Annotated in this window: 18 protein-coding genes; 16 read left to right on the forward strand and 2 right to left on the reverse strand. The window is 39.2% G+C overall.

Going from position 1 to position 25,737, the window contains the following annotated elements:
* Positions 1 to 23: 23 nt before the first annotated feature.
* Positions 24 to 1,223: an IS110 family RNA-guided transposase gene (locus IB67_RS04105; RefSeq protein WP_498875160.1), complete on the reverse strand. Its 1,200-nt coding sequence runs from the start codon at positions 1,221 to 1,223 to the stop codon at positions 24 to 26.
* 217 nt (positions 1,224 to 1,440) lie between these two features.
* Here IB67_RS04105 and IB67_RS04110 point away from each other — a divergent pair, with 217 nt between their 5' ends.
* The 16 genes from IB67_RS04110 (at position 1,441) to IB67_RS04185 (ending at position 25,406) form a co-directional block, all read left to right on the forward strand.
* Positions 1,441 to 2,376, forward strand: a complete 936-nt coding sequence (locus IB67_RS04110) for a hypothetical protein (RefSeq protein ID WP_072761140.1) — start codon at positions 1,441 to 1,443, stop codon at positions 2,374 to 2,376.
* A 35-nt stretch (positions 2,377 to 2,411) separates the two neighbouring features.
* Positions 2,412 to 3,800, forward strand: a complete 1,389-nt coding sequence (locus IB67_RS04115) for an extracellular solute-binding protein (protein WP_072757915.1) — start codon at positions 2,412 to 2,414, stop codon at positions 3,798 to 3,800.
* A gap of 83 nt (positions 3,801 to 3,883) precedes the next feature.
* Positions 3,884 to 6,901: an extracellular solute-binding protein gene (locus tag IB67_RS04120; protein WP_072757917.1), complete on the forward strand. Its 3,018-nt coding sequence runs from the start codon at positions 3,884 to 3,886 to the stop codon at positions 6,899 to 6,901.
* Entirely contained in the window at positions 6,885 to 7,775 is an 891-nt protein-coding gene (locus tag IB67_RS04125; protein ID WP_072757919.1) for a carbohydrate ABC transporter permease, read from the forward strand. Before IB67_RS04120 ends, IB67_RS04125 begins: the two co-directional genes overlap by 17 nt.
* A 26-nt stretch (positions 7,776 to 7,801) precedes the next feature.
* Positions 7,802 to 8,674: a carbohydrate ABC transporter permease gene (locus IB67_RS04130; RefSeq protein WP_072757921.1), complete on the forward strand. Its 873-nt coding sequence runs from the start codon at positions 7,802 to 7,804 to the stop codon at positions 8,672 to 8,674.
* Positions 8,675 to 8,864: 190 nt separating this feature from the next.
* A complete protein-coding gene (locus tag IB67_RS04135) occupies positions 8,865 to 10,730 on the forward strand; it encodes a YIP1 family protein (protein ID WP_424695358.1) in 1,866 nt (621 codons plus the stop codon).
* A 37-nt stretch (positions 10,731 to 10,767) separates the two neighbouring features.
* Positions 10,768 to 13,023 carry a DUF5696 domain-containing protein gene (locus IB67_RS04140; RefSeq protein WP_072758282.1) on the forward strand — a complete coding sequence of 752 codons (2,256 nt, stop codon included), beginning with the start codon at positions 10,768 to 10,770 and terminating at the stop codon, positions 13,021 to 13,023.
* A complete protein-coding gene (locus IB67_RS04145) occupies positions 13,010 to 13,867 on the forward strand; it encodes a carbohydrate ABC transporter permease (protein ID WP_143145244.1) in 858 nt (285 codons plus the stop codon). The genes IB67_RS04140 and IB67_RS04145 overlap by 14 nt, the downstream gene beginning before the upstream one ends.
* The gene (locus IB67_RS04150) at positions 13,864 to 14,778 is read left to right on the forward strand and encodes a carbohydrate ABC transporter permease (RefSeq protein ID WP_072757925.1); all 915 of its coding nucleotides are present in this window, start codon (positions 13,864 to 13,866) and stop codon (positions 14,776 to 14,778) included. The genes IB67_RS04145 and IB67_RS04150 overlap by 4 nt, the downstream gene beginning before the upstream one ends.
* 36 nt (positions 14,779 to 14,814) lie before the next feature.
* Positions 14,815 to 16,953: a glycoside hydrolase family 3 N-terminal domain-containing protein gene (locus IB67_RS04155; RefSeq protein ID WP_072757928.1), complete on the forward strand. Its 2,139-nt coding sequence runs from the start codon at positions 14,815 to 14,817 to the stop codon at positions 16,951 to 16,953.
* Between the two features lie 23 nt (positions 16,954 to 16,976).
* Positions 16,977 to 20,186 carry a cellobiose phosphorylase gene (locus IB67_RS04160; protein ID WP_434223569.1) on the forward strand — a complete coding sequence of 1,070 codons (3,210 nt, stop codon included), beginning with the start codon at positions 16,977 to 16,979 and terminating at the stop codon, positions 20,184 to 20,186.
* A gap of 127 nt (positions 20,187 to 20,313) precedes the next feature.
* Positions 20,314 to 21,075, forward strand: coding sequence for a glycoside hydrolase family 16 protein (locus IB67_RS04165; RefSeq protein ID WP_245789457.1), 762 nt, complete (start codon positions 20,314 to 20,316; stop codon positions 21,073 to 21,075).
* 29 nt (positions 21,076 to 21,104) lie between these two features.
* Positions 21,105 to 22,118: a LacI family DNA-binding transcriptional regulator gene (locus tag IB67_RS04170; RefSeq protein ID WP_498875486.1), complete on the forward strand. Its 1,014-nt coding sequence runs from the start codon at positions 21,105 to 21,107 to the stop codon at positions 22,116 to 22,118.
* A 192-nt stretch (positions 22,119 to 22,310) separates the two neighbouring features.
* Positions 22,311 to 23,609, forward strand: coding sequence for an ABC transporter substrate-binding protein (locus tag IB67_RS04175; protein WP_072757934.1), 1,299 nt, complete (start codon positions 22,311 to 22,313; stop codon positions 23,607 to 23,609).
* 75 nt (positions 23,610 to 23,684) lie between these two features.
* On the forward strand, positions 23,685 to 24,551 hold the full coding sequence (locus IB67_RS04180; protein ID WP_339744589.1) for a carbohydrate ABC transporter permease: 867 nt from the start codon (positions 23,685 to 23,687) through the stop codon (positions 24,549 to 24,551).
* A gap of 15 nt (positions 24,552 to 24,566) precedes the next feature.
* Entirely contained in the window at positions 24,567 to 25,406 is an 840-nt protein-coding gene (locus tag IB67_RS04185) for a carbohydrate ABC transporter permease (protein WP_072757937.1), read from the forward strand.
* A gap of 48 nt (positions 25,407 to 25,454) precedes the next feature.
* On the opposite strand, the gene IB67_RS04190 is transcribed toward IB67_RS04185, so the two are convergent.
* On the reverse strand, positions 25,455 to 25,733 hold the full coding sequence (locus IB67_RS04190; RefSeq protein ID WP_072757939.1) for a hypothetical protein: 279 nt from the start codon (positions 25,731 to 25,733) through the stop codon (positions 25,455 to 25,457).
* Between the last annotated feature and the right edge of the window lie 4 nt (positions 25,734 to 25,737).

A 25,737-nucleotide genomic window follows, 5' to 3' on the forward strand; every position in this document is an offset into this window, starting at 1 on the left:
AATTAATAAGCTTAAGGAGTCAACTATGCAAAATTAAATTTTTGTTTTGAGTGTGAGATAGCATAATCAATATTGAACTTCTCTTTCTTTCTCAACATTGCGTACAACGTTCGCAATAACTTGTGTACTACTGACATTATCGCTTTTTTGTACGGTATACCTTGCTGCCTTTTTCGTTCATAGTATGTTCGGAAATATTCGTTGTGAATCACTACACTCACTGCCATTAGCCATAGTATTCGTCTTAGGTGGGCATTGCCCCTTTTCGATATGTGTCCTTCTACTTTGCTTTTGCCTGATTGGGCAATGCTTGGATCGAGTCCACAATACGCAATGAGTTTTTTGTATGTACTAAATCTTGAGATATCTCCAACTTCTGCCAAGAAATGCATCGCGCTGTTTTCACCAATACCTGGTATTGACGTGAGTATCTCGATATCAAGGTTTATCGCACTACATTCGCAATATTCTTTCATCATCTTGTCGTGTTCTTCAAGCTGTTGCTGTAAAAATTGTAGTTCTTTGATATTTTGCACAAGAATCTTTTCTTTCATCGGCCAATATTGAGCAATCGAGTTATTAGCGAGTTCTTTAAGTTTTTGAGCATTAAGTTTTGTACTTCTGCCACGGTCTTTGGAAAAGAACACATCCAGATTACGAGCCTTTTGAATAGCCTTGGCAGAAGGGAAATGAGAAAGAAGATTGAGGATAGTGTCACTGTAGATATTGGTAACTCTTTCGAGTTCAGGGAAAAGAACGTTGAGCAGTTTTTCGATATTGCCTTTAACTTTTGCGATGCGGTGGATAATGTTTTCGCGTGCTCTGACAATATCACGAAGCTCAGAGTTGACAAAAGCAGAAGAAGGAATTTGATGTTGTAGGTAAAACAAAGCAGTAGCGATAATGCGAGCATCGATTTTGTCGGTTTTGGTCTTTCGAAGAGAAGCAAAGTTTTTAACAGTTAGAGGATTAAAAACAGCGCAAGCAAAGTCGTTGGAAGAAAGGAAAGCCAGAAGGTTGAGATGATAACAGCCAGTAGATTCCATAGCGATGATGATGGATTGTTTTGGGAAGGCAGAAAGTTTGTTTGCGAAGGAGGAAAAGCCTTGCTGGGACATATCGAAAGAAGATTCGAAGATGATGGAACTGGGATTAGAGATAGCGCAGACGTTGAACTTATCCTTGGAAACATCGATGCCGACGAAAACAGGGAAGTTATCCATGAAAAATCCTCCTTTCGAATGATGAGGGCAGGGAGCCTGCTGAACCAATCCTCCATGCTGACGAGGGCTGAAAGCCCAACCAACTAATCATGGTTAAAGGCAGGCAACAGACTCCTTAAATGGCTTAAAAGCCAAGGTGACATAAGTTGTCCTGCCCTCAATTTTTTTAAGCTAAATTATTTATACCATATTTTTATGTAGGAGGGTGACTGTACCAATGTTAGAATTGTTCAAGAACAGAGCTTCATTTATGATCATTCTTGTATTTTCGCTACTCGGTACGTTACTATTTTCTGGAAGCGTTCAAATAACCGGTAGAGTTGAATTCAATTATCGGGTTAATCCCGATTTTACGCTCGGAACGTCTAATGCTTTCGTAGGTGACAATGCTGCTTATTTAGTTGTTACTGCAAACGGTCCTGTTATGGTTGTCGATATGAAATACACATCACCCAATTTTACAAGTATCTATGTTAACGAGCTTTTTGTACCTTGGAAAGTGAATGACAATTTAACAGCTTTCTTTGGTTATAGAAACATTGCGGATTACGATGGTTTCTTAGGAAATGCAGGTTCTCTGAAATGGGCTAAGAACGGCGTAGGAATACTTTGGTATAAGAGCGTGTTTTCTCTAATATATGGTATTCCCGGTCTTATGATTGAAGCCGGAACAGATTTTCAATCTACACTTACTTCACCGTTGAGCTACGTCGTCTTGGCCAAGACTTCGGTTGGACCTGTAAAAATTAATGCCAACGTAACTGGAAAGATAGACGGTACGCAGACTGCCGTTGGTGCAAGGCTTGCGTATAGGATTTCTCCATTTAACTTGTACCTTGCAGTTGGGTACAGTTTTAGTACGGCTTCAATCACGGGATTGTTAATTGGTCTTGACGGTCAAGTTGGAGATCTCGGTGGATTGGCAGAAGTTGACGCAACTGAATTTGACAAAGTCAAGTTATATGGTGATATTTATTATAAGTTCCAAGCTTACAAATTTGGAGCTACAGGAAACTATGATTTTAGCAACGGAAAATTTGTTTTGCAACCGTATGTAGTAACTAAACTTGGTGCTGCAGATGGGAGGATATCAGCAAGGTTTGAGGAAACCGGTTATAAGTATCTTTTGTTAAACGTCGGTTTTGGATTCTAAAAGGTTCTTAAATGGTTTTTTGAGGAGGGATTATTATGAAGAAGTTCGTGTTTTTAGCTTTGCTAATCATTTTTACCGTTGCCAGTTTTGCAAAAGCAACAATAACAGTGTCTGTATGGAGCTGGAATGTTGATAGGTACAAAAAGCTCGTTGCAGAGTTCAACAAATACTATCCAGATATAGAAGTAAAAATAATCGTAAATGAGCCAGATATCAACGGTTTCTTAACAGCGACCGTTTCTGCCAAAAAGGCTCTCCCAGACGTTGTTGCGGAATCATGGGAACCACTCTCGTACCCAGTTTCACAGGGTTGGGTTTATCCACTTGACGAATTCTTCAAAGATGATCCGTACATAAAGTATGTCCCAGACAGTGTAAGGAATGCATTTAAATACAACAACAAAACTTACGCACTTGGCGAAAGATTACACTTTGAGTGTATCGTTCTGAATCTTGATTTGCTCAAAAAATTGAATTTGACAGCTCCGACGTACGAAAATTGGACCGTTGACCTTTTCAAGAACTATGCAAGAAGAGCAACCACAAAGGAGTACTCTGGAATAAATCAATTGTGGGAATTTGATACGTTCATGGCAGCTATTTTGAGCAAAGAGACAACATTCTGGAGCTTTGACCCAGATAAATGGGAATTCGATCTCGTTAACGGTGGATGGATACCGGCAATAAAATTGCAAAAGGAACTGAAATCAATACCAGGACTTGTTGCTGATGACTTGATAAACCAAGATATGAGAAATCAAGGACAGCTCGATGATTATCAGAAAAAATTCGGCAAAGACGCAGATGCATTTAGGGAATCGAAAGTCTTAATGGGATTCGAAGCAACGTACGACTGGAGTTGGCTCAGAACAGTACCTTGGAACTTCGATTATTACCCAGTTCCACATGATCCAAAAATCGGCATACGGTTACCAGTGCACATTAACTATACGTTTGTGAGTTCAACAACAAAGTATCCTAAGGAAGCATTCTTGTTTGCAAGGTTCTTAACATATGATCCAAGAGGCGTTGTGGCAAGGCTCAAACTATACGAATCTGAAGGTGTGGAAAATGGTAGACTTACAGACTGGTTCATCCCAGCAACAATGCATCCAGATGTTGTTAAATACTTTGAGACTTTGAAAATTCCAAATGGTATAAAGTGGATGCTCAAGAATCTTGACAAAACAGTCCGTGTTGATATGTGGAAGATAGTTCCTGGCTGGTTCGAAGCGATTTGGGATGTCATATTCCCAGTTAATGAAAAGATAAGAAGAGGAGAAACGACACCAGAAGCTGTTGCAAAGGAGACTCAGGATAAAGCAAACAAAGTTATAAAGGAATCCTGGACCATATTTGCTAAGAAGTTAGCTGATGCAGAAAAGAAATTCCCACAAATCAGAAAACAAATCGAAGGTAAATAATTAATTAAATTACTTCCACCGATGGGCATAATTTTTAGCCGTCGGTGGATTTATAACCAAAGTTGGTGGGGAGTTGATAATAAGTGAGGAAGTTTGTCATTTGGTCTTCTATAATTGTCTCAGTTGTGGTTGGTTTATTGATTATTCTCTATTGGACAGGAAAGTTAACTTATGAAAGTTATGCACTCAATATATCCAACTTAAGAACTTCTTCCGTAGCATCGACAGAAAACCTTGCAAAACAAGGCTTTAAGAATCTTATGGAACAACGGATCAGTCGTGCACAAGACTACGGCATCAGTGTTTTGGATACTCCTGTTTTGTTAAACAACGACGAATCGTTTAAGTTAATAGTTAATATGCCAGAAAGAGGTCTATACTACGCAATCTTGAAGTACAGGTATACTCAACAATTATCGAGCACTGGCGCACTTGAAGTGAATGTCAACAGTGTGCCATATTTGGCTATCTTGGACAACTATTCATACTACAACTACAGTGAAAAAGTGTACGATAGGTACGGTAACGAGATCACTCCGGAGCAAATTCCTTTTGACGATTCTTTCGTTTCATATTTAAAGGATTCACACCGCATCGGTAGTTTACCGATATTGTTTGAATTAAATGATGGAGATAATGAAATTGAAATAAAGAACACAAGGCGCCCTATAATTTTAGAAGGGTTATATTTTGTGCCGATTTCGAAAGAGTTCAGTACAGTATCATATGCAAAATACATAGAAAGCAATCCTAAGAAAAATGATATAGGAAACGAGAAGCCAATCTTGATAGAGGCAGAGCATATGGCTTTCAAATCCGACTCTTTGGTATCTATAGTGAATGAACAAACTGCGCAAGTTTCACCATATGAATTACTTAAGAAGAAAGTCAATGTAATAGACGAGAATACATTTAAACAGTCGGGACAAGAAGTCCATTGGAGTTTCTATATCCAAGAACCTGGGTATTACAAGATTGCGTTCAGATACAAGCAATCTTTGAATCGTGGGGTACCTGTATACAGGAGAATCTACATAGATGGAAAGGTTCCGTTTACTGAGCTCATGAGTTATAAATTTCCGTTCACAGGATTTAAGTGGGTTGACTTTACGTTGTCTGACAATAATGGAAAGCCATATGAGATTTACTTGGACAAAGGTTACCATACGTTGTCTTTGGAAGTCACTACAGGCGTATATGAAGAGAGCGTGAGATTTTTACAAGATAGTGTGAAAACTTTACAAGCGATAGGTCTGGATATACGCAAATTAGTTGGTAATAACCTTGACCCGAACAGGACTTGGAATATCGAAAAGTACTTACCAAATGTTGTTAGTGATCTCAAGTCTATAGCAACGAACTTGCGACTACAACACAACAAACTAATCGGGATTGTTGGACAGAAGGGCCTTCCTTCTATTGCCGACATGTTGGTGTGCGCCGGAATAATAGAGAATATTTTAAAGCGTCCCGAACGCATACCTTTTTATCTTGATGTTATAAGTGAAGGAGCAGCATCTGTTGCACAAAGGTTATCAGAGCTTTCGATGAACCTTCGCAACCAACCTATGGGGATCGACAGGGTACTGATCTACCAAGGCGAGAGTGAGAAGTACATCCCAAAAGCTAATGCATTTTTGATTACTGCGTACGAAGAACTTCACAAATTGTGGCTCTCTTTCTTTAATAAGAACGAGGCTTATTCGATATACGAGAAGGTAGATGAGAGAAGCTTGAGGATATGGGTTAATAGGCCTATTCAATACGTCGAAACTCTGCAGTACTTAACCGATACTGATTTCACAAGGAAAACAGGCATAAAGGTTGTTTTCTCAGCGATGCCAAACGAACAGAGGTTAATCCTTGCGAGTGCAGCGGGAAACGCGCCTGATGTGGCTCTAAGTATCAGCAACTGGATACCTTTTGAACTCGCTATCAGGAATGCCCTTTATCCGTTGTCCAACTTTCCAGATTTCTACAGTTTTGTGAGCAGAAATATAAACGTTGAAACTTTACTTCCGATGGTCATAGAAGATAAGGTTTATGGCATAACGGAAACGCAGAACTTCTATGTGCTTTTCTATAGAAAAGACATTCTCGACAAGCTCGGAATTCCAGTTCCGAATACTTGGGACGATGTGAAGAAGATTTTACCGGAGTTACAGAGAAGAGGTATGAATTTCTCTATCCCAATGTGTGAACAAACAACAAAATATTTCAACACTACAGCTCCGTTCTTCTTCCAAAATAACGCAAGACTTTATACAGAGGATGGGGTCAAAACGGCTATAAACACTGAAGAAGGAGTTAAGTCATTTGAGCTAATGACTGAAATATTCACCATATTCGGTATCCCTGAACAAGTTGCTAATTTTTATAATTCTTTCAGATACGGACGTATACCAATCGGTGTTGGAGATTTCGGTTTGTATGTAACGTTGATGAACGCAGCGGATGAGATATACGGATTGTGGGATATAGCACCGTCCCCAGGGGTAGTCGATGAGGAAGGTAATGTATTGAGATATCAAGTTGCCGGAGACAGGGCAGATGTCATATTTGCAACGTCTGAGAAGAAAGAAAAAGCTTGGGAATTCATAAAATGGTGGATGTCTAAAGAGACACAACTGAAATTCGCACGTACATTGATCAACAGATACGGACCTTTGTACATATGGAACACGGCGAACATAGAGGCATTCAAAGAGCTTGATTTCATAGATGAGAGACATAAGAAAGTAGTTTTAGAACAATGGCGCTGGATAAGGGAAGTTCAACGACACCCTGGAGGATACATGACAGAGCGCGAAATCAGTAACATCTGGAACAGGGTTGTTGTAGAAGGTGCACCACTTAGAACGGCGATTGACAGATCAGTGATTCTTATAAATAGAGAGCTTGAAAGAAAGTTGACTGAATTTGGATATATCAAAGAAGGTAAGGTGTTGAAGAATTACAGGATGTACGACTCAATGGAAGAATTCATGAGAGTTAATAACGTTCCTATGCTGAATGTACTGAAGAACGTTGAGGAAAGTAATGAAGAGAGTAACGAAATAGGTAATGATGATCGAGGTGATACCGATGAAAATCAGTTCTAAAAAGGATAAGGGCCATTGGATATTGCTATCACCATACTTGGTTTTGTTTTTAATATTTATCGCACTCCCGGTAATAGTTGCGATATATTTATCCTTCACTTATTTTAACGCAATAGAGAGACCAACTTGGATAGGACTGCAAAACTACATAACGCTCATCACAAGAGACACGCTTTTCATGCAAAAGGTATTACCAAACACGATAAAGTACGCACTTATCGTTGGAGTTGGCGGGTATATCTTATCATTTATCCTAGCTTGGCTTGTTGCTCAATTGACGCGCGTTCCACGTACTATCTTTGCTCTTATTCTATACTCACCATCTCTTACAGCCGGTGTTACTATGACTGTCTTGTGGCGTGTCATTTTCAGTGGTGATCAGCAAGGTTATCTAAATGCGTTGCTTTTAAACCTTGGATTGATTGATAAACCGATTCAATGGTTGCAATCGCCCGAACATCTTATGGACATAATGATTTTAGTTGCACTGTGGAGCAGTATGGGTGTTGGTTTCTTGGCAATGCTGGCTGGTATATCGAACATAGACGAACAATTGTATGAAGCGGCGTATATTGATGGAATCAAGAACAGACTTCAAGAAATAATATATATAACCATTCCAGCGATGAAGCCTCAGATGCTTTTCGGAGCGGTTATGTCAATAGTCAATACATTTACATCCGCTGGCATCGGTGTAGCTCTCTCAGGTTCAAACCCCACACCACAGTATGCGGGTCAATTGATAGTGAACCACGTAGAAGATTATGGATTTTTGAGGTACGAAATGGGATACGCCGCGGCTCTTTCAGTGGTTCTACTTTTAATTATTTGGTTTTTCTCAAGAGTCGCGTGGCGATTGTTTGGTGAAAGATAGGCTCTTTTAAAAGAGAGGTGGAAAAAATGGCAAAATTTTCGACGAAGACGAATCCACGGTATTTCCATAAGAGTCAGCTTAAATTCTATTTCATATTGACACCTATCGCTATTTTCATGTTGTTACCGATAATATTTATCTTTTCGCAAGCTTTTAAACCAGTTGATGAGCTTTTCCTCTATCCGCCGAGGTTCTTTGTTAAAAGACCAACTTTGGCGAATTTCTACGAGTTGTTCGCCATGACCAGAACTTCGACTATACCCGTGAGTCGATACCTTATGAACAGTATACTGACTGCGTTTTTCGTTGTTCTGTTTACGATAATAATTTCTGTGTTCGCTGGTTACGCTCTTTCTAAAAAGCAATTCAAAACAAAGAATCTGTTATTCACGATAAACAACCTTGCGTTAATGTTTGTTCCTGTGGCAGTTATAATACCAAGATATCTATTAATCCAGGAGCTGAGACTTATAGACACGTTTTTGATAAATATACTTTCGTTGTTGGCAATGCCAATTGGTGTTTTCTTGATAAAGCAGTTCATAGATCAGATACCAGATGCACTTATAGATGCTGCACTCGTAGATGGTGCTAATGATTTCCAGATAATTTTTAATCTAATAATTCCTATGCTAAAACCCGCTATTTCAACCGTTGGAATATTAGCATTTCAAGTGGCATGGAATAGCGCCGAAGCCTCTTTGTATTACATAAACAATGAAAATTTAAAGACATTCGCTTTCTACGTTTCAAACCTTACGCAGACCACAGGAAACACGATTGCCGGACAAGGAATTGCCGCAGCAGCGGGATTAATTATGTTCGTTCCGAACCTTGTATTATTTATAATCATGCAATCGCGAGTAATGAACACAATGGCTTACAGTGGTCTTAAGTAACCGAAGTGAATTTTGAGCGAATTTTGATATGGGTGGTGCTTGAAAAGTGCAGCCAAAAGTTAGTATAAGATTTTTGATTATCATATCTCTATGTTTTGTCTTTCAAACATTGTTGAGCAATAACAGTCCGTTTCTGACTTACACAATCTCCGGTAGGAATGAGTGGAAAATTACTCAGGATGCGTATGTTGTGAGTGAAGTTCTCTTTAAAGATTTGGACCTTTACTATCCTGAGGACATATTCATCAAAGATGGCAAGATGTATATTGCAGATTCTGGAAATGCAAGAATAGTTGTTTACGATATGAAAACAAGAAAAGTAAGCTTGATTGGTGAATTCTCGCTTTGGCAACCTACAGGTGTCTTTGTTGATGAAAATTATGTATACGTTGCAGATCCAGGAACTTCTGAAGTGATTGTTTTCGACAAAGAAGGAAACGAGGTAAAAAGAATCGGTAGGCCCTCAAACCCGTTGTTTGGCGAAGGTGCGAATTTCAAACCCAAAGAACTTATCGTTGACAAAAGAGGAAATCTATACATAGTCAGCGAGGGCACTTTTGAAGGTGTAATCCAGCTTGACCAGAATGGCGAATTTCTTGGCTACTATGGAGCAAATCTCGCATCTATGACACTATTAGACAAGATCATTGACATCTTCTATACGCGCGAACAAAAAGAAAGACTACTAAACAGAATCCCAAAGCCGTACACGAATATCACAATTGATAGCAAGGGGCTCATATACACCGTAACACAAAAAGAAAGAGGAAACGCTATAAAGAAGCACAACACCCTTGGTAACAACATACTGCCGATATCGAGAGAAGCAAGGATGATTGATGAACCGAATTTTATAGATTTAGCAGTTGATGATAGCGGAAGGATATACGCCTTAACCGAAACAGGACTGGTTTATGAATACGATGCTGAAGGCAACCTTATCGTTTCATTCGGTGGACGCGCAATTGCCACTGAGAGAAACGGTCTCTTTACTGTTGCTGCTGCAATCTGTGTTGATGAAAATGGCAAAATTTACGTTTTAGATAAAGAACGAGGACTTGTGCATGTTTTCAATCCTACGCAGTATATAAAAACTCTTCACAAAGCCTTGGAGCTTTATTCTGAGGGTAAGTACCTGCAAAGCAAAGAGCTTTGGAAGGAAGTGATGATTTACGACGGATATTCAAAAATAGCACACTACGGTCTTGGAAAAGCGTATTTCCAAGAAGGTAATTACCGTCAGGCACTCGCAGAGTTCCGCATAGCTCAAGCAAGACGCGACTATTCCGATGCTTTCTGGGAAATAAGAAACGAGTTCTTGCAAAAGCACACAAGAGGATTATTAATTGCGTTTATAATCCTCATAATTCTTGTCTCAATACTAGATAATCTCTACAAGAGAGAAGTAATAAAATTCAGAATAGATGTTAAATCTAAACTTGTGAAGGATTTACTATACATTTGGAACATTCTTAGACATCCACTCGATACATTTTACTACATACAGAGAAAGAGGTATGGTTCAGTCCTTTCAGCAACTATAATTTACGCGATTTTCTTTATAGTTATACAGTTAGAATATTTTGGACGGAGTTTCATTTTCAATCTGAACACAGCAGACAGAAGTGTTGGTTTTGTCTTTTTAGCAAGTTTTGCACCCGTGTTTTTGTGGGTCTTTGCGAATTACCTTGTCAGTTCAATAAACGATGGGCGAGGAACTTTACGAGACATATATATCTTCACCGCTTACAGCTTTGCGCCTTATATACTGTTCCAGCCATTCGTTATTCTTCTAACGTACATTCTTTCATATAACGAAGCGTTTCTTGTTTCGTTTGCTTCTGACATCTTCATCGCATGGAGTGCCGTTTTACTCTTCACAGGTGTAAAGGAAATTCACGATTACGATATCAAAAATACCGTTAAGAGCATACTCTTAACGCTTGCTTGGGTGTTCGTTATCATACTTGTATATTCAATAGTTTACATGCTCTGGGACCAACTCGTTCAGACAGGTTACGCAATTGTTCAGGAGGTGCTCTACCGTGCACGTTAATAATATAAAAAGTGTTCTATTAATAGTAGGATCGATTATGATGATCAGTTCTATGCTTTTCAGTCAAGGTATTGGCGATGAGTTCTTATCCAATAGATTCACTCGTCCCGAGGTACCGGTAGAAATAATCTCGAAATTTACAACGCAAGATTATGAAAAGGTCGGCGATAGCGGAATATTGGAACTTTACATCGACAAGAATAGTACTTCTATGAGAGTATTAGACAAGCGTTCAGGGTACGTGTGGGGAGATGTTTTGACCGATACAGATGCCTACAACGAAATGAACGATGTTTGGAAGAATATCGCAAAATCCCTTGTAATGATAGAGTACTTTGACGATCGAGGCATTTCAAGTGTAGTTGGTTCAGCTTCACCAGATGTTAAGAAAACGTGGAAAGTCCTAAAGAATGGGGCTTCTTGTACATTGAATTTTGAACCTGTTTCGATAAGTTTCACAGTATTTGTTGAAATATTTGGTGACAAGCTCGTCTTCAGTTTGGATCAGAAGACGATATCTGAGAAAGATAAATACACTTTGGCTTCTGTAATATTTGCTCCATTTCTTGGAAGTACCATAGCGGATGAGATAAATGGATATGCATTTGTTCCAGATGGTCCAGGAGCGCTGATAAGATTCTCAAGACCGGCGCATTATTTGAACTGGTTTGAAAAGCGAGTTTACGGAAAAGATTACAGTATCGAAAATCTTGTAAGTGTAAACGACTTGCGAGCCAATAGACCAAACGATTTTCTTAGAGAGGAACCGACAGTGCTCGTTCCTGCCTTTGGTGTTGTGCACGGTGTTAAGAAAAACGCTATTTTTGGAGTAATAACTTCGGGTGCTGAGTACAGTGCAATTATTTCGTATCCAAGTGGCATACTCAGTTCTTACAACTGGACTTCCGCAAAGTTCATATACAGACAGAAGTACCTACAACCAACATCACGAAGTGGTGCTGGAATTCAGGTAGCACAAAAAGAAATGAATAAGTTCAACGCAAGATTGGAGCTTGTCTTTTTAACAGGAGATCAAGCTGATTACGTAGGGATGGCAAAGTATTATAGAGAGGCTTATTCGAAACAGATATTCGGCGAAAAGCCAACTAAAAAAGAATATAAGACAAAAGATATACCGCTCTATCTTACAGTCTTGGTAAGTGATATTGAAAAGCAGTTAATCGGACAGAAAGTTGTGCAGATTACTTCGGTGGAAAACATCAAGGCAATGAGTGAAACATTATCAAAGAGTGGAGTAGGTAATTTAGTATTCCTCCTTAAGGGTTGGGAAAAGGGAGGAGTTAACGGGAATAAGATTAACAGTACAAAGGTGGAACCAAAATTTGGCGAAATTGACGATATAGCTAAGTTTGCATTGGAGCATTCTGCGGCTTCGGGAAAATCTTTCGAATTGTACTTTGTTACTAACACGACAAGGGTAACGGAAAAACAGCTCAATCTTAAAAATGAAGTTGGATTGAATTTATCGCAGTCTTTGATTTTTGAAGAGAGAGATAACAAAGATTTGTGGCTTTACAGGAGCTATTACACAAAAATAGATTTGTCAAGTCGATATCTCGTTGAACGCATTAAAGAACTCAACAGAAACAATATAAAGAACATCGCCATTGAGGAGTTTGCAAATAAACTATATGGTCATCTTAAACGCGATGAGGAAATCTATAGAAGCGATGCACGAAAACTGGTTGAAAAAACACTATCCGATGTGAAGAATCAAGGCAACAATCTTATACTCTTCGTCCCGAATGTTTATTCATGGAAGTATATGAAAACCTTTGGAAATATACCGATGAATTCAAGTCAGTACCTTTTCGAAACCGATACGGTTCCGTTCTTACAGATAGTTCTAAGTGGTAATGTCGTGTATTTCACACCATATATGAACAATGGTTTCTTTTCAGATACCGATGTGCTCAAATCGATTGATTTTGGTGCATATCCATCGTTCATCGTCTCTTGGCTGGATAATGCTTCACTGAAGGATACACCTCTGTGGGATTATCCATCGACAAGATTTGCTGACTGGAAGTCTAAGATAGTTGAGATTTACAAGAAAATAAATGGAGCTCTTAAATACGTTAGAGGTTCTAAGATTATAGACAGGACAGTTATCCACCCTGGGTTTGTTCGTGTAGATTATGAAAACGGATACAGCATCTTGGTGAATTACACAGAAGAAAGGGTCAAATTTGGAAACGTAGTTGTTGAACCTGTTTCATACAGAGTTGTTAAAGTAGTGAGAAACGGAGTTGATGGAAATGAGAATAAGTAGAAGCGCAAGAAAAGCTATTGCTGGATATGTCTATATAATGCCTTGGATAATTGGTTTCTTGCTTTTTACGGCGTTTCCATTCTTCTATTCACTCTACTTGAGCTTTTTCCATGTCAACTTTACCGTTTCTGGAATAGAAACGGAGTACGTTGGATGGAAGTATTATATATACGCTTTCAGAAATGATACAGCATTTCCTCTGAACTTTTCAAATACGATTATAAACATAGTGCTTTCGACACCTTTGGTAGTAATCTTCGCTTTGATAGTAGCCATCTTGCTAAACAGAAAACTGCATGCAAGAACGTTCTTTAGGCTTCTGTATTTCTTGCCCGTTGTCATAATCAGTGGTCCTGTGATTTCGGAGCTTGTTACCAACAATGCTGCAAGTATAGTCGATCCAAGGAGGTACTTTATTTACAGGTTCTTCTTAATGATTCCAAACACGATTAGTTATCCGTTCTTGTACATGTTCAACAACCTTGTGCTTATACTATGGTTCTCCGGAGTCCAGATTCTTTTCTTCCTTGCTGGTCTGCAAAAGATAAGCAGTAGCATATATGAAGCCGCACAAATTGACGGTGCGAACGATTGGGTAATCTTCTGGAAGATAACATTGCCACTCGTTAGACCTTTTGTCATAGTTAACACTATATATACAATCGTCGACTTGGCATCGTTTGCTAACAACCCAGTTAACACGAGTATAACTCAGCACATGTTCGATATTGATAAGCCTTATTCGTACTCTTCAGCGCTTTCTTGGATTTACTTCGCAGCTGTGATGGGCATACTCGGCGTTGCGTACATGCTTCTGCATGAAAGGAGGAAAAAGAAAATATGAAAGATAAAAGCTTTCACTTTTCGTACTACAAGCATTTTAAAGATCCAGCGACTAAGACAATTATATATATAGTTCTCATTGGTATCGGTTATGCTTATCTTTATCCTCTCCTTTACATGATAACAACTTCGTTTATGACTGTCGATGATTTAGTAAATTCAACCGTTGTCTGGATTCCGACGAAGTTGACCATTGAAAATTTCAGAAGGGCATGGACCGTTCTCGATGCAACAAAAGCCCTTTTCAACAGCGTGTATACTTCAACACTTCCGGCACTGCTACAGACTCTTGTAACAGCCTTAATAGCTTACGGACTTTCAAGGTTTGAGTTCCCTCTGAAGCGACTTTGGATTGTATTGATGCTTGCTACTTTCTTGATCCCCACGCAAGTAACATTAGTCACAAAATACATGCTGTTCAGCCAGTTAAGGCTTACTGGAACTATTTTTTCTTCTATATTGCCAGCAACACTTGGGCAGGGCATAAGAAGTGCTATTTTCATACTCATGTACTATAACTTCTTCAACATGTTGCCAAAGGCATTTGACGAGGCAGCAGAGCTCGATGGAGCAAACTCATTCCAAATATTCTATAAAATCATACTCCCGCTTTCGCTACCGGCTATCGTAACAGCTTTCATATTCTCTTTGGTGTGGTACTGGAATGAAACGCTACTTTCCGGGTTGCTTATGGGAAACAACATCAAAACACTTCCGTTGGCACTTCGCGATTTCGTTGCAAGGTATGCCGTGTTGTTCCCAACAGCTGATGGGAGTGCAGCAAATAGGATAAATGAGGGAATTAGAATGGCCGCAACGATGATTACTATATTACCACTCTTAGTAACTTACTTGATTTTGCAGAGGTATTTCGTTGAAAGTCTCGAACGAACAGGAATTACAGGTGAGTGATAAATTGAGTATATACAAAGAAGGAGGAGGAATAGTATGGATATCGAAGCTCTTGTTTCAAAAATGACCACGGAGGAAAAGATTAGGCTTGTAGTTGGTGTTGGAGTTCTCGGTGCTTTTGGAAATCCAGAGCCGAAAGTTAGTGGTGCAGCTGGCGAGACGGCTGAAATTGAAAGGCTTGGAATACCGAAAACAGTTTTGGCAGATGGACCGGCTGGATTAAGAATAGACCCCGAGAGAAAGAACGACGAAAGAAAATATCATGCAACTGCGTTTCCCGTTGAGACGATGTTAGCGTCGACTTGGAATAGAGATATCTTAAGAAAAGTTGGCAGAGCGATGGGGGAGGAAGTTAGAGAGTACGGTGTCGATATACTCTTGGCACCAGCGATAAACATCCACAGAAATCCACTCGGCGGAAGAAATTTTGAATACTATTCAGAAGATCCGTATTTAACAGGCGAAATGGCTGCGAGTTTTGTTGAAGGTGTCCAATCTGAAGGTGTTGGCGCATGCATTAAGCACTTTGTAGTAAACGAGCAGGAAACAAACAGGATGACAATAGACACAGTTGTATCAGAAAGAGCTCTAAGAGAAATATACTTAAAACCATTTGAGATAGCTATCAAGAAGGCAAAACCTTGGACGGTGATGAGTTCATACAACAAGATGAACGGTCTGTATACCTCACAAAATAAGTGGTTGCTTAAAAAGGTATTGAGGGATGAATGGGGATTTGAAGGTTTTGTGATGACAGATTGGTTTGCTGGTGACAACGCTGCTCAGCAGATAATGTCAGAAAACGATTTGCTCATGCCTGGAAACACGTACCAGATATTCAAAAATAGAAGACCCGAGATAGAAGAAATAACAGAGGCATACGAGAAGGGCGAGATAACAGATGAAATGTTAAATGAAAGGGTTAAGGCGATACTAAGAGTGTTGGTGAAAACACCTGCTTTCAAAGGTTATAAGTACAGTAACAATCCAGACCTCGAAGCACATGCAAAGGTATCCTACGAAGCTGGTAGCGAAGGTGTCGTGTTGTTGAAAAATGATAATACACTTCCAATAAACGAAACTACCAAGATTGCCCTTTTCGGCACAGGACAAATAGAAACTATCAGAGGAGGTACGGGTAGTGGTGAAACGCACCCGCAATATATGATAAGCTTCCTTGATGGACTCTTGGAAAAAGGTTTGAACGTAGATAAAGAACTTGCAGAGTTCTATCGGAACAAGATAGCTGAATTTCGCAAGACCGACTATGTAATAACTAAAGGACAGTGGGGAGAAGATATTGTTCCAAGATTGCCTCAGGACATCATTTCACAAGAGGAGATTGAAAAGATAGCTGAACGGAATGACTTGGGTATTTATATACTTACGAGAATATCAGGCGAAGGTGTCGATAGAAAGCTCGAAAAAGGTGACTTTTATCTGACTGACGATGAATTCTCAATTATTAAAAAGCTTTCCGAAACTTTTAGAAGCAAAGGTAAGAAGTTCGCTGTAGTCTTGAACATAGGCTCACCGATAGAGATTGAAAGTTGGAAATCACTGTGCGATGCGATAGTCTTGGTCTGGCAACCAGGTCAGGAAGCTGGAAGAATACTTGCTGATGTTCTTACAGGGAAGATAAACCCGTCAGGAAAATTACCAACTACGTTCCCAAAAAGGTACGAAGATGTACCTTCGAGATCTTTCCCAGGTGAACCAAGAGAAAATCCAGCTGTTGTTGTCTACGATGAAGACATATACGTTGGCTACAGGTACTACGATACATTCAGAATAGAACCGTCATATGAGTTTGGCTTTGGACTTTCATATACAAAATTCGAGTACAAAGACCTTCAAATACAGCAGGTAGGTAATAAAATATATGTTTCTTTCACGGTAGAAAACACAGGAATGTTTGCAGGAAAAGAGGTAGCACAAGTATATGTACGTGCGCCACGTGGAAAAATTGACAAACCTTACCAGGAATTGAAAGGCTTTGAAAAGACAAAAGAATTGCAACCGGGAGAGTCTCAGAGGATTTCTGTTGAAATTCAGATTTCAAACCTTGCTTCATTCGATGGAAATTGCTGGAAGGTTGAGCCTGGAAGGTACGAAATCAGGGTTGGTGCATCATCCAGAGATATCAGACTTACTGGCTATATAGAGATAATGTAATCCTTCAACGAGGGGGCATTAGAATGGCTAAATATTACTTCAACACAGATGATAGATTCGTAATTGAGGACTACAATAACTCAAAACCATTTGCAGGTTTCCTTCCTGGGATTGCTGGAAGGCATGGCATTCCATTGTGGGTGTTCTATGTAAATAGGGCGCAGTGCATCGCCTCATTTGGACTGGCGCACAAGGACAATCCAATACTGGAATTCCACCCGGCGTTCCGTTCGTATCAAACAGTCTACACGAACGGCTTCAGAACTTTTATCAAAGTACACGAAAAAAATATATTACATGAAGCTTTTGTGAAAAAGAACGAGAAAATTATCCAAAAGATGTACATCGCAAGAGAGTCACTCGAAATTGAAGAGATAAACGAAGAAATTGGTCTTAAAACTAACGTACTTTACTTTACATTGCCACAGGAGAAACTTGCAGCACTTGTTAGAAAGGTTGTAATTGAGAATATTTCAAGCGAAACTTTAAGTCTCGAAGTACTTGACGGATTGTCGATGTTGTTGCCATTTGGAATAAACGATTACGGACTTAAGCATGTGGGTAATACCCTAAAAGCTTGGATGGAAGTTCTCGAAATTGAGAATGGAATTCACATATTCAAGCTCCGTTCTACTGCGGAAGATGTAGCAACCGTTTCAGAGATAAGAGAGGGAAATTTCTACGTCTCATTTAAGATTCAAGAGAGTGAAAAAGAACAGCTGAAACCTTTAGTGGATCCAGATGTAGTATTTGGGTTTGATACCTCTTACGTTTTGCCGCAAGTATTTGCTGAGCTGAATCTTGAGCAGATAAAACGTATCAAACAAGTCATGTCAAATAGAGTTCCATGCGCATTCTCACCAGTCATAACCGTTTTGGAACCTGGTAAGAAGGTAGAAATATATACAGTAGTTGGTCATGCTCCAAATACAAATTTACTTGTTGAATATTCTGAAAAATTCTCCGATAGTAAGTATTTAGAAGAGAAGTACCGCGAGAATAGGCTGATAACGGAAGACATCGTAAGCAGAGTGTGGACAAAGACAGGCTCCAAATTATTTGACGAGTATGCAAAGCAAAACTATCTCGATAATGTACTAAGAGGTGGCTATCCAGTTATAGTTAGAAATGGTGAAAATCCTTTAGTTTATCACATATATTCAAGAAAACACGGCGATTTGGAACGCGACTACAACTACTTTGTATTGTTGCCTGAGTATTATTCTTCAGGAAACGCAAACTATCGAGATGTAAATCAAAACAGGAGAGATGATGTATTCTTCAATCCAGGAGTTGAAAGATACAACATAAGGTTTTTCATGAACCTAATACAGACAGATGGTTACAATCCTTTGGTTATAAACGGTGTAAAGTACAGAGTAGATGTGACAAAACTTGACAAGTTATTGCTAAATGATTTCTTCGAAGATGGTACTAACGTAGATGTAGTTTTAGAATTCTTGAAAAGTAATTCATTTACTCCAGGAAAGCTCTTAAAATTCATTGAAGATAAAAATATAAAGCTTAGAAAAGATTTTGAAGAATTGCTCAGATATTTAGGAAATTACATCGAAGAAGAAATCGATGCTGTACATGGTGAGGGATACTGGACCGATCACTGGACGTACAATTTGGACTTGATAGAAAGTTACCTTTCGGTATATCCGGATCACAAAGAAGAACTGCTCTTCAACGATGAAAGCTACACTTACTACGATGACACTTATTGTGTACTTCCAAGGAGCAAGAGATACGTAATTGCTGACGGTAAAGTGAGGCAGTATAAGTCTACATACGAAGACCAAGAAAAGAAAAGACTGATAGAATCCCGCGCTGAATACAAAAACGTTATGCGAAAGAATAAGGGAACTGGTGATATTTACAAAACATCCTTGATCGCTAAGTTAATAAATTTAGCTGTCGCAAAATTTGCGACACTTGATCCAAGTGGCATTGGTATTGAAATGGAAGCAGGAAAGCCAGGCTGGTATGATGCATTAAACGGATTGCCTGGATTATTCGGTTCTTCTGTTGCAGATAGCTTTGAGCTCCTTAGATTGCTTGATTTTATAATAAGAACACTGAAAGAATATCCGCATAAAACGTTGCGACTTCCAGTTGAGGTCCTTCAATTATTGAGAGATCTTGTGACACTTGTCAGAGAATACGGCAACTCAACTTCTGAAAACAGGGATTTTGACTTCTGGAATAAGATATCGATACTTAGAGAAAAGTACAGGGAAGAGACAAAGTTCGGCTTCATTGGTGATGAGAGAGAAATCTCAGCTTTGACCACTGCTGGGGAACTTGAAGCACTTGCTAACAAGCTTAGAAATGCTCTGGACAAAGCAGTTGAAGAAAATGACCACTTGATGCCTACCTACTTCTATTACGATGTTGAGAATTACGTAGTTGAAAAAGTGGGCTCTGAGGATATAGTAAAAGTCTTAAAATTTTCAAGAAAAAACATGCCGCTATTTTTGGAAGGAATTGTAAGAGGTATGAAAGTATATAAAGAGCCTGAAATTTTGAAAAGCATATATTCAAAAGTGAAATCTTCAGGTTTGTATGATAGAAAACTGAAGATGTACAAAGTGAATGCTTCTCTTGAGAATCAGAGCATAGAGATAGGTAGGGCGAAGGCATTCACACCAGGTTGGTTGGAAAATGAATCGATATGGGTACATATGGAGTACAAATACATGCTTGAGCTCTTAAGAAGTGGACTTTACGATGAATTTTTCGAGGATTTCAAAAACGTGATAATTGCATTCTTAGATCCTGCAATATACGGAAGGAGCCCACTTGAAAATTCCTCGTTTATAGCCAGTAGTGCAAATCCTGATGAGAAAGTGCACGGAACGGGCTTTGTTGCTCGACTAAGCGGTGCAACCGCAGAATTTCTAAGCATTTGGAGAATAATGATGGCAGGAAAGAATCCGTTTAAGGTTGATAATGGAAAGTTAGTCTTAGTTTTCGAACCTGTCTTACCAGGTTGGCTCTTTGATGAGAATAACAAGATATCGTTTAAATTCTTAGGAAATTGCACTGTAACGTATGTAAATCCTGATAAATTGGACACATACAAAGTAGATTATTCAAAGCAAAGAGCAACTCTGTTCCTCAATGATGGAGAAAGAATAAGTTTGAGCAGTGGACTAATTGAGGAAAAATACGCCGAAATGGTACGAAATGGAAAGGTGGATCGAATTGAAATTCTTATCGCTCAGTAGTAAGATAAATTATAGGCATATAAAGAGGTGGTTTAAGATGTTGAGAAGAAGATATATATTAATTCCTTTTGTCTTTCTCATTCTTATTTTCACAAGTTGTATAGCATCGTTAAAGGAGTTTGAGCCTATGATAAAAGACAGCAGATGGAAACTTGTTTGGTCCGATGAGTTCAGCGGTCCTAAAATCGATACTTCAAAATGGAGATTCGAGATTGGAAACAACAACGGCTGGGGAAACGGTGAGTGGCAGTACTATACTGAAGGAAAGAATGCCTGGATAGAGAATGGCATGCTCGTTATTGAAGCAAGAAACGAGACAGTGAAAGAAGGTAGTAAGACGTTCAATTACACTTCAACACGTATGAAGACAGAAGGTAATTTCTCAGTGCAGTACGGAAAGATTGAGGCGCGTATAAAATTCCCTTACGGAAAGGGTCTGTGGCCAGCGTTTTGGATGCTCGGGACTAATATAAGGTATGTCGGATGGCCCATGTGTGGAGAAATCGATATAGTCGAATTTCTTGGACACGACAAGTGGACAGCCTACGGTACGCTGCATGGACCTGGGTATCACGGAAATAGCGCTATAGGTGGCAAAATCAGGTTAGAGCCACCAAAGCCTGATTTTACAAGTGATTTCCACGTATTTGGGGTAATGTGGGATGAAGAAAAGATTGTTTGGTACGTCGATGATACCGTTTACCACATTGTCACAAAATCCGCGGTGGAGTCAAGAGGAAAGGTATGGGTCTTCGATAATGAATTCTTTATAATACTGAATATGGCTGTTGGCGGATACTGGCCTGGATATCCAACAAATGAAACAAAGTTTCCTGCAAAGATGTATGTAGATTATGTAAGAGTATATGAACTACAAAGCAATGAATAAGATAAACAGATTTGCATCGAGGTGGTACGATGGCAAATATTAGAGATGTTGCAAAAATGGCAAACGTTTCCATAGCAACGGTCTCAAGGGTTCTGAACGGCAACGAGAATGTATCTGAAGAGACCCGTAGGAAAGTGCTCAATGCTATAAAGAAACTAAATTATAGACCGACGATTTCTTTCAGAACAGCCTCTTCTGATCTGTTTAAAACTATTGGAATACTTATACCTGACATAAGAGGTTATCATTACAGTGACATTGTCATGGCAATCGAGGAATATGCGTACACAAAAGGTTTCGATATAATGCTTGCCCTTCCGAAATGGGAGGTCGACATCGAACAGCACATCCTTGATCAGTACTTCAGGCGTAAGGTCGATGGAGTTATCTTGGGAGAACTTTTTGGAAGTTACAAATTGATAGAGCGCTTCAAGAGAAGCGGTATCCCAATGGTTGTTGTTGATTTCCAGGTCGACGAGATCGATTTCGATACTGTGAACGTGGACAATGTAAGTGGTGGCTATCAAGCGATCAAGTATCTTTATGAGCACGGGCACAAGAAGATTCTTTTTATACCCGGTCCACAACAATCACCAGCAGCTGTCGATAGGGAAAAAGGTATTAGAAAATTCATTGATAAAGTCAGGGATGAAGAGATTGAGATTTTTTATGGAACACATAGAGGCTATAACTCCGAGCACGGATGGGTTAGTGTTGTTCAGCACCTGAAAGAACATGGGCTAAACTTCACAGCTATCTTCGCTGTTAATGACTGGACAGCTATCGGTGCGATAGATGCTTTAAAGGATAACGGAATTAGAGTGCCAGAAGATGTATCTATAATAGGATTTGATGATGCTCCATTTGCACAGTACACAAATCCAAGGTTGACAACTGTTATGCAACCCCGTTGGGAAATGGGGACTACTGCTGCACAGTTGTTAATAGAGAGAATAGTGAATAAGAAAGTGCGTTTGCCAAGAAATATAATTTTGCCAGCAAAGATTATCGAGAGGGAATCTGTGAAGGATATCAACAAGTGAAATCTGCAATGGTTTAAATATCATACTTATAGTTCTTTAATGTATAAAATGACGCGCAAGCTTCCTTTTTTGTGCAAATCTTCAGGAAAGCTTGCGCTTTTTTCTTAAATTATTTTTAACATTTGATAGTATAATAATAACGTTGTCCCTCTTTTGGGGATTTTATCAAACAAATCATGGGAGGTGTGGTGTATGAAGAAACTTTTTATACTGTTTTTAGTATTCGTTGTTGCTTTGGGCTTTGCAGAAGTCAAGATTCAGTTCTGGCACGCAATGGGCGGTTGGAGAATTGACTTGATTCAGGGTATGGTAAACGATTTTATGAAGGCAAACCCAGGAATCAAGGTTGAAGTGCAGTATGTTGGGAGTTATGAGGAAATATTGGCAAAGACAGTTGCATCACTACAAGCAGGTACTCCACCACATGTTGTCCAACTGAACGAAATCAGTACGAAGAAGATGATCGATAGTGGAGTTATAGTTCCAGTTGAAGATATGATTAAAAAGGATCCATCATTTGATAAAGGTAAGCTCTTACCTCAGGTGGTTAAATACTACAGCATTGGCGGAAAGCTTTATTCTATGCCTTGGAACAGCTCAACACCGTTGCTCTTCTACAACAAGACCATGTTCAAACAAGCAGGACTTGATCCAGAGAAACCACCAAGAACTTTCAGCGAAGTGATTTCCTACTCGAAGAAATTGTTAAAGAAAGACGACAAGGGAAACATAGTAAGAACTGGTATCACATGGCCACTTTATGCATGGTTCTTTGAACAATGGATGGCAGAGCAAAATAAGTTGCTTGTTGACAACAACAACGGAAGAACAGGCAACCCAACAAAGGTAGTCTTCAATAACGAAGCTGGCTTGAAGATTATGGAATTTTGGAACACATTGACAAAAGAAGGTTTAATGATTAACACAAAGAAAGGGGACTGGACAGCTGCAAGACAGCTCTTCATATCTCAAACGGTCGGAATGATAATTACGTCAACATCAGATGTTGCATTGCTTGTTTCAGAAGCGGCGAAGCAAGGCTTCGAAATTGGTGCGGCTTACATTCCTATACCAGACGGAGTACAGCGAGCTGGTGTTATAATAGGTGGAGGAAGCCTGTGGCTAATTAAGCAGAAGAACCAAGCCGAGATAGATGCGGCATGGAAATTGATTAAGTATCTTGCCGATGTTGATCCACAAATCGCATGGCATAAGGGAACTGGGTACTTCCCAGTAAGACTTGATGCGAAAGAAAAGCTTGAGAAAGAAGGCTACTACAAGGAAAATCCACTCCACTATATCGCCATTAAACAGTTGTTAGATACAATTCCTTCATACGCAACAATGGGTGCGGTTGTTGGTGCTTTCCCAGAAATAAGGTCAGCGATCGATAATGCCGTTGAGAAAATGCTAAATGGACAGCTAACGCCAAAGCAAGCTTTGGAGGAAGCAGAAAGAGAAGCAAATAAAGCTATAAAACAATACTTTTAATGGATTCAATCAAAAAGAAGGGCTGGCGTTGCAGCCAGCCTTTTTTGAATTCTTATGTTCAGGAGGGTGCTAGAAGTGAGAAAGTTGTTACCTTACATCTTTATACTTCCAACATTTATCATAATTTCACTCTTTATATATTATCCAGCAATAAATTCATTTTATCTAAGTTTTTTTAAAGTGTCTGTCTTTGGCAATAGGAAGATGTTTGTTGGATTAGAGAATTATATAGAATTATTTTCAGACGAGAAGTTCGTTAAATCATTCACTTTTACGATTGTCTTCACAATAATTACGGTAATTGTCTCTATTTTTATAGCATTTTTTGTGGCGTTGCTGCTTAATCAAAGAGTTCCCGGCGTTAGGTTATTCAGGACTTTGATATTCGCTCCTTATGCTGTCTCAACAGCCGTGGCAGGAGCGCTCTGGGGATTTTTACTGAACCCAGTTGTTGGGCACGTTAACTATATTATGACAAGGTTATTCGGAATACAAGTGAACTGGTTAGTTACCGCACCATACGCTGCATACGCTGTAATAATTGCTGCAATTTGGAAAACATTGCCATTTAACATAATATTCTACATTGCAGGTTTGCAAAGTATTCCTGATGAGCTTGTTGAAGCAACTAAGCTCGATGGTGCAACTACTTGGACAAGAATGTGGAGGTTGTATTTTCCCTTACTTTCACCTATTACATATTACCTTGTGATTATGAGTATAATAAGCGCTATGTTCCAGTCGTTTGCTATTATCGATGTTATGACACGCGGTGGTCCCGGTGATTATACAACGAACATCATTTACAGGATCTACCTTGACGGTTTTAGATTCTCAAAAACAGGACCGGCAGCTGCGGAAAGCGTCATATTGTTTGCCATAATGATCATAGTCACTCTAATATACTTTAAAGTTGGACGTAAGAGCGTTCATTATCAGTAAAAGGCGGTGGGAGTTATGAAGAAGAGTACTCGAAAGATTGTAAATACCGTTTTTGTAGAGATAGCCCTGATAATATTTTCAATAATCATGTTTGCACCTATATTCTTAGCGTTGACTATGAGTATTCAATCTTCAGAATTCGTTTTTGCTTACCCGCCTAAGATTTTGCCACGTGGGTTCAACATAGAAAATTACATACAAGCTTTTAAAATAGTGCCTTTTGGAAGGATGATGTGGAACAGCTTTGTAGTAGCGTCTTTAATAACACTTGGGAAGCTTTTCACTGGTATCCTTGCAGGTTATGCGTACGCAAATTTCAAATTCAAGGGTGATTCGTTAACGTTTGGTTTGATATTTTCAACTTTATATATCCCAGCGGAAATATTGTTAATTATCCCTCTGTTCCAAGTCGTTAGCAAACTTGGATGGGTTAACACATACCAAGCGATGATTGTACCATTCATCGCAAGTGCAACGAATGTGTTTTTGTTCCAACAACACTTTAAGACTATTCCAAGAGATTTCGAAGATGCCGCGAGGATAGACGGGGCAAGTGCTATGCAATATCTTACAAAGATAGTTCTTCCGCTTTCTCGCCCAGTTATAGGGGGGGCGGCTATAATTAATTTTACATACGCTTGGAACATGTATTTGTGGCCTATGATTGTGGCAATGCGTGATGACATGAAGACTGTGCAAGTGGCGATAAATATGATAATCAATGCTGAGTCTTCAAATAACTGGGGAATAATTATGGCAGCGACAATTATTGCTTTGGCACCAACACTTCTGTTATTCTTCTTACTCCAAGATTTGTTTGTCAAATCACTCGTTGGAAGCGGATTGAAAGGTTGATATATCCAAGGAAAAATGGGGCGTGCGCCCCACTTTGTTTTTATGTTTTTATTTTTCTGGCCTATCGAACTTTATGGCTTTAATATCAACTTTGTATCTATGCCCGTCTACGTCGATGTAATACGTCAAGATGAATTTGTTATCCGGCAAGTTTTGTAAATACGTAGCGTCCACTGTTTCCCAGAACATGTTTTCTGCAATGATTTGAGCTTTTTCTTGTCTAATTGATTCGTTTAGTGTTTCTCGCTGAGCGGGGATTGTAGTGGCTATTATTGTCAATAATAACATCAGTACAAGCATTGCATATAGTATTTCCGTGTAGACCATAACC

The organism is Fervidobacterium riparium (genome assembly GCF_025370035.1).
Taxonomy (GTDB): domain Bacteria; phylum Thermotogota; class Thermotogae; order Thermotogales; family Fervidobacteriaceae; genus Fervidobacterium; species Fervidobacterium gondwanense.

Excerpts from the sequence above, each read along its gene's own strand:
- IB67_RS04105 (WP_498875160.1), bottom strand. The coding sequence starts at position 1,223 with ATGGATAACTTCCCTGTTTTCGTCGGCATCGATGTTTCCAAGGATAAG.
- IB67_RS04110 (WP_072761140.1), top strand. The coding sequence starts at position 1,441 with ATGTTAGAATTGTTCAAGAACAGAGCTTCATTTATGATCATTCTTGTA.
- IB67_RS04115 (WP_072757915.1), top strand. The coding sequence starts at position 2,412 with ATGAAGAAGTTCGTGTTTTTAGCTTTGCTAATCATTTTTACCGTTGCC.
- IB67_RS04125 (WP_072757919.1), top strand. The coding sequence starts at position 6,885 with ATGAAAATCAGTTCTAAAAAGGATAAGGGCCATTGGATATTGCTATCA.
- IB67_RS04130 (WP_072757921.1), top strand. The coding sequence starts at position 7,802 with ATGGCAAAATTTTCGACGAAGACGAATCCACGGTATTTCCATAAGAGT.
- IB67_RS04140 (WP_072758282.1), top strand. The coding sequence starts at position 10,768 with ATGATGATCAGTTCTATGCTTTTCAGTCAAGGTATTGGCGATGAGTTC.
- IB67_RS04145 (WP_143145244.1), top strand. The coding sequence starts at position 13,010 with ATGAGAATAAGTAGAAGCGCAAGAAAAGCTATTGCTGGATATGTCTAT.
- IB67_RS04150 (WP_072757925.1), top strand. The coding sequence starts at position 13,864 with ATGAAAGATAAAAGCTTTCACTTTTCGTACTACAAGCATTTTAAAGAT.
- IB67_RS04155 (WP_072757928.1), top strand. The coding sequence starts at position 14,815 with ATGGATATCGAAGCTCTTGTTTCAAAAATGACCACGGAGGAAAAGATT.
- IB67_RS04160 (WP_434223569.1), top strand. The coding sequence starts at position 16,977 with ATGGCTAAATATTACTTCAACACAGATGATAGATTCGTAATTGAGGAC.
- IB67_RS04165 (WP_245789457.1), top strand. The coding sequence starts at position 20,314 with ATGATAAAAGACAGCAGATGGAAACTTGTTTGGTCCGATGAGTTCAGC.
- IB67_RS04170 (WP_498875486.1), top strand. The coding sequence starts at position 21,105 with ATGGCAAATATTAGAGATGTTGCAAAAATGGCAAACGTTTCCATAGCA.
- IB67_RS04175 (WP_072757934.1), top strand. The coding sequence starts at position 22,311 with ATGAAGAAACTTTTTATACTGTTTTTAGTATTCGTTGTTGCTTTGGGC.
- IB67_RS04185 (WP_072757937.1), top strand. The coding sequence starts at position 24,567 with ATGAAGAAGAGTACTCGAAAGATTGTAAATACCGTTTTTGTAGAGATA.
- IB67_RS04190 (WP_072757939.1), bottom strand. The coding sequence starts at position 25,733 with ATGGTCTACACGGAAATACTATATGCAATGCTTGTACTGATGTTATTA.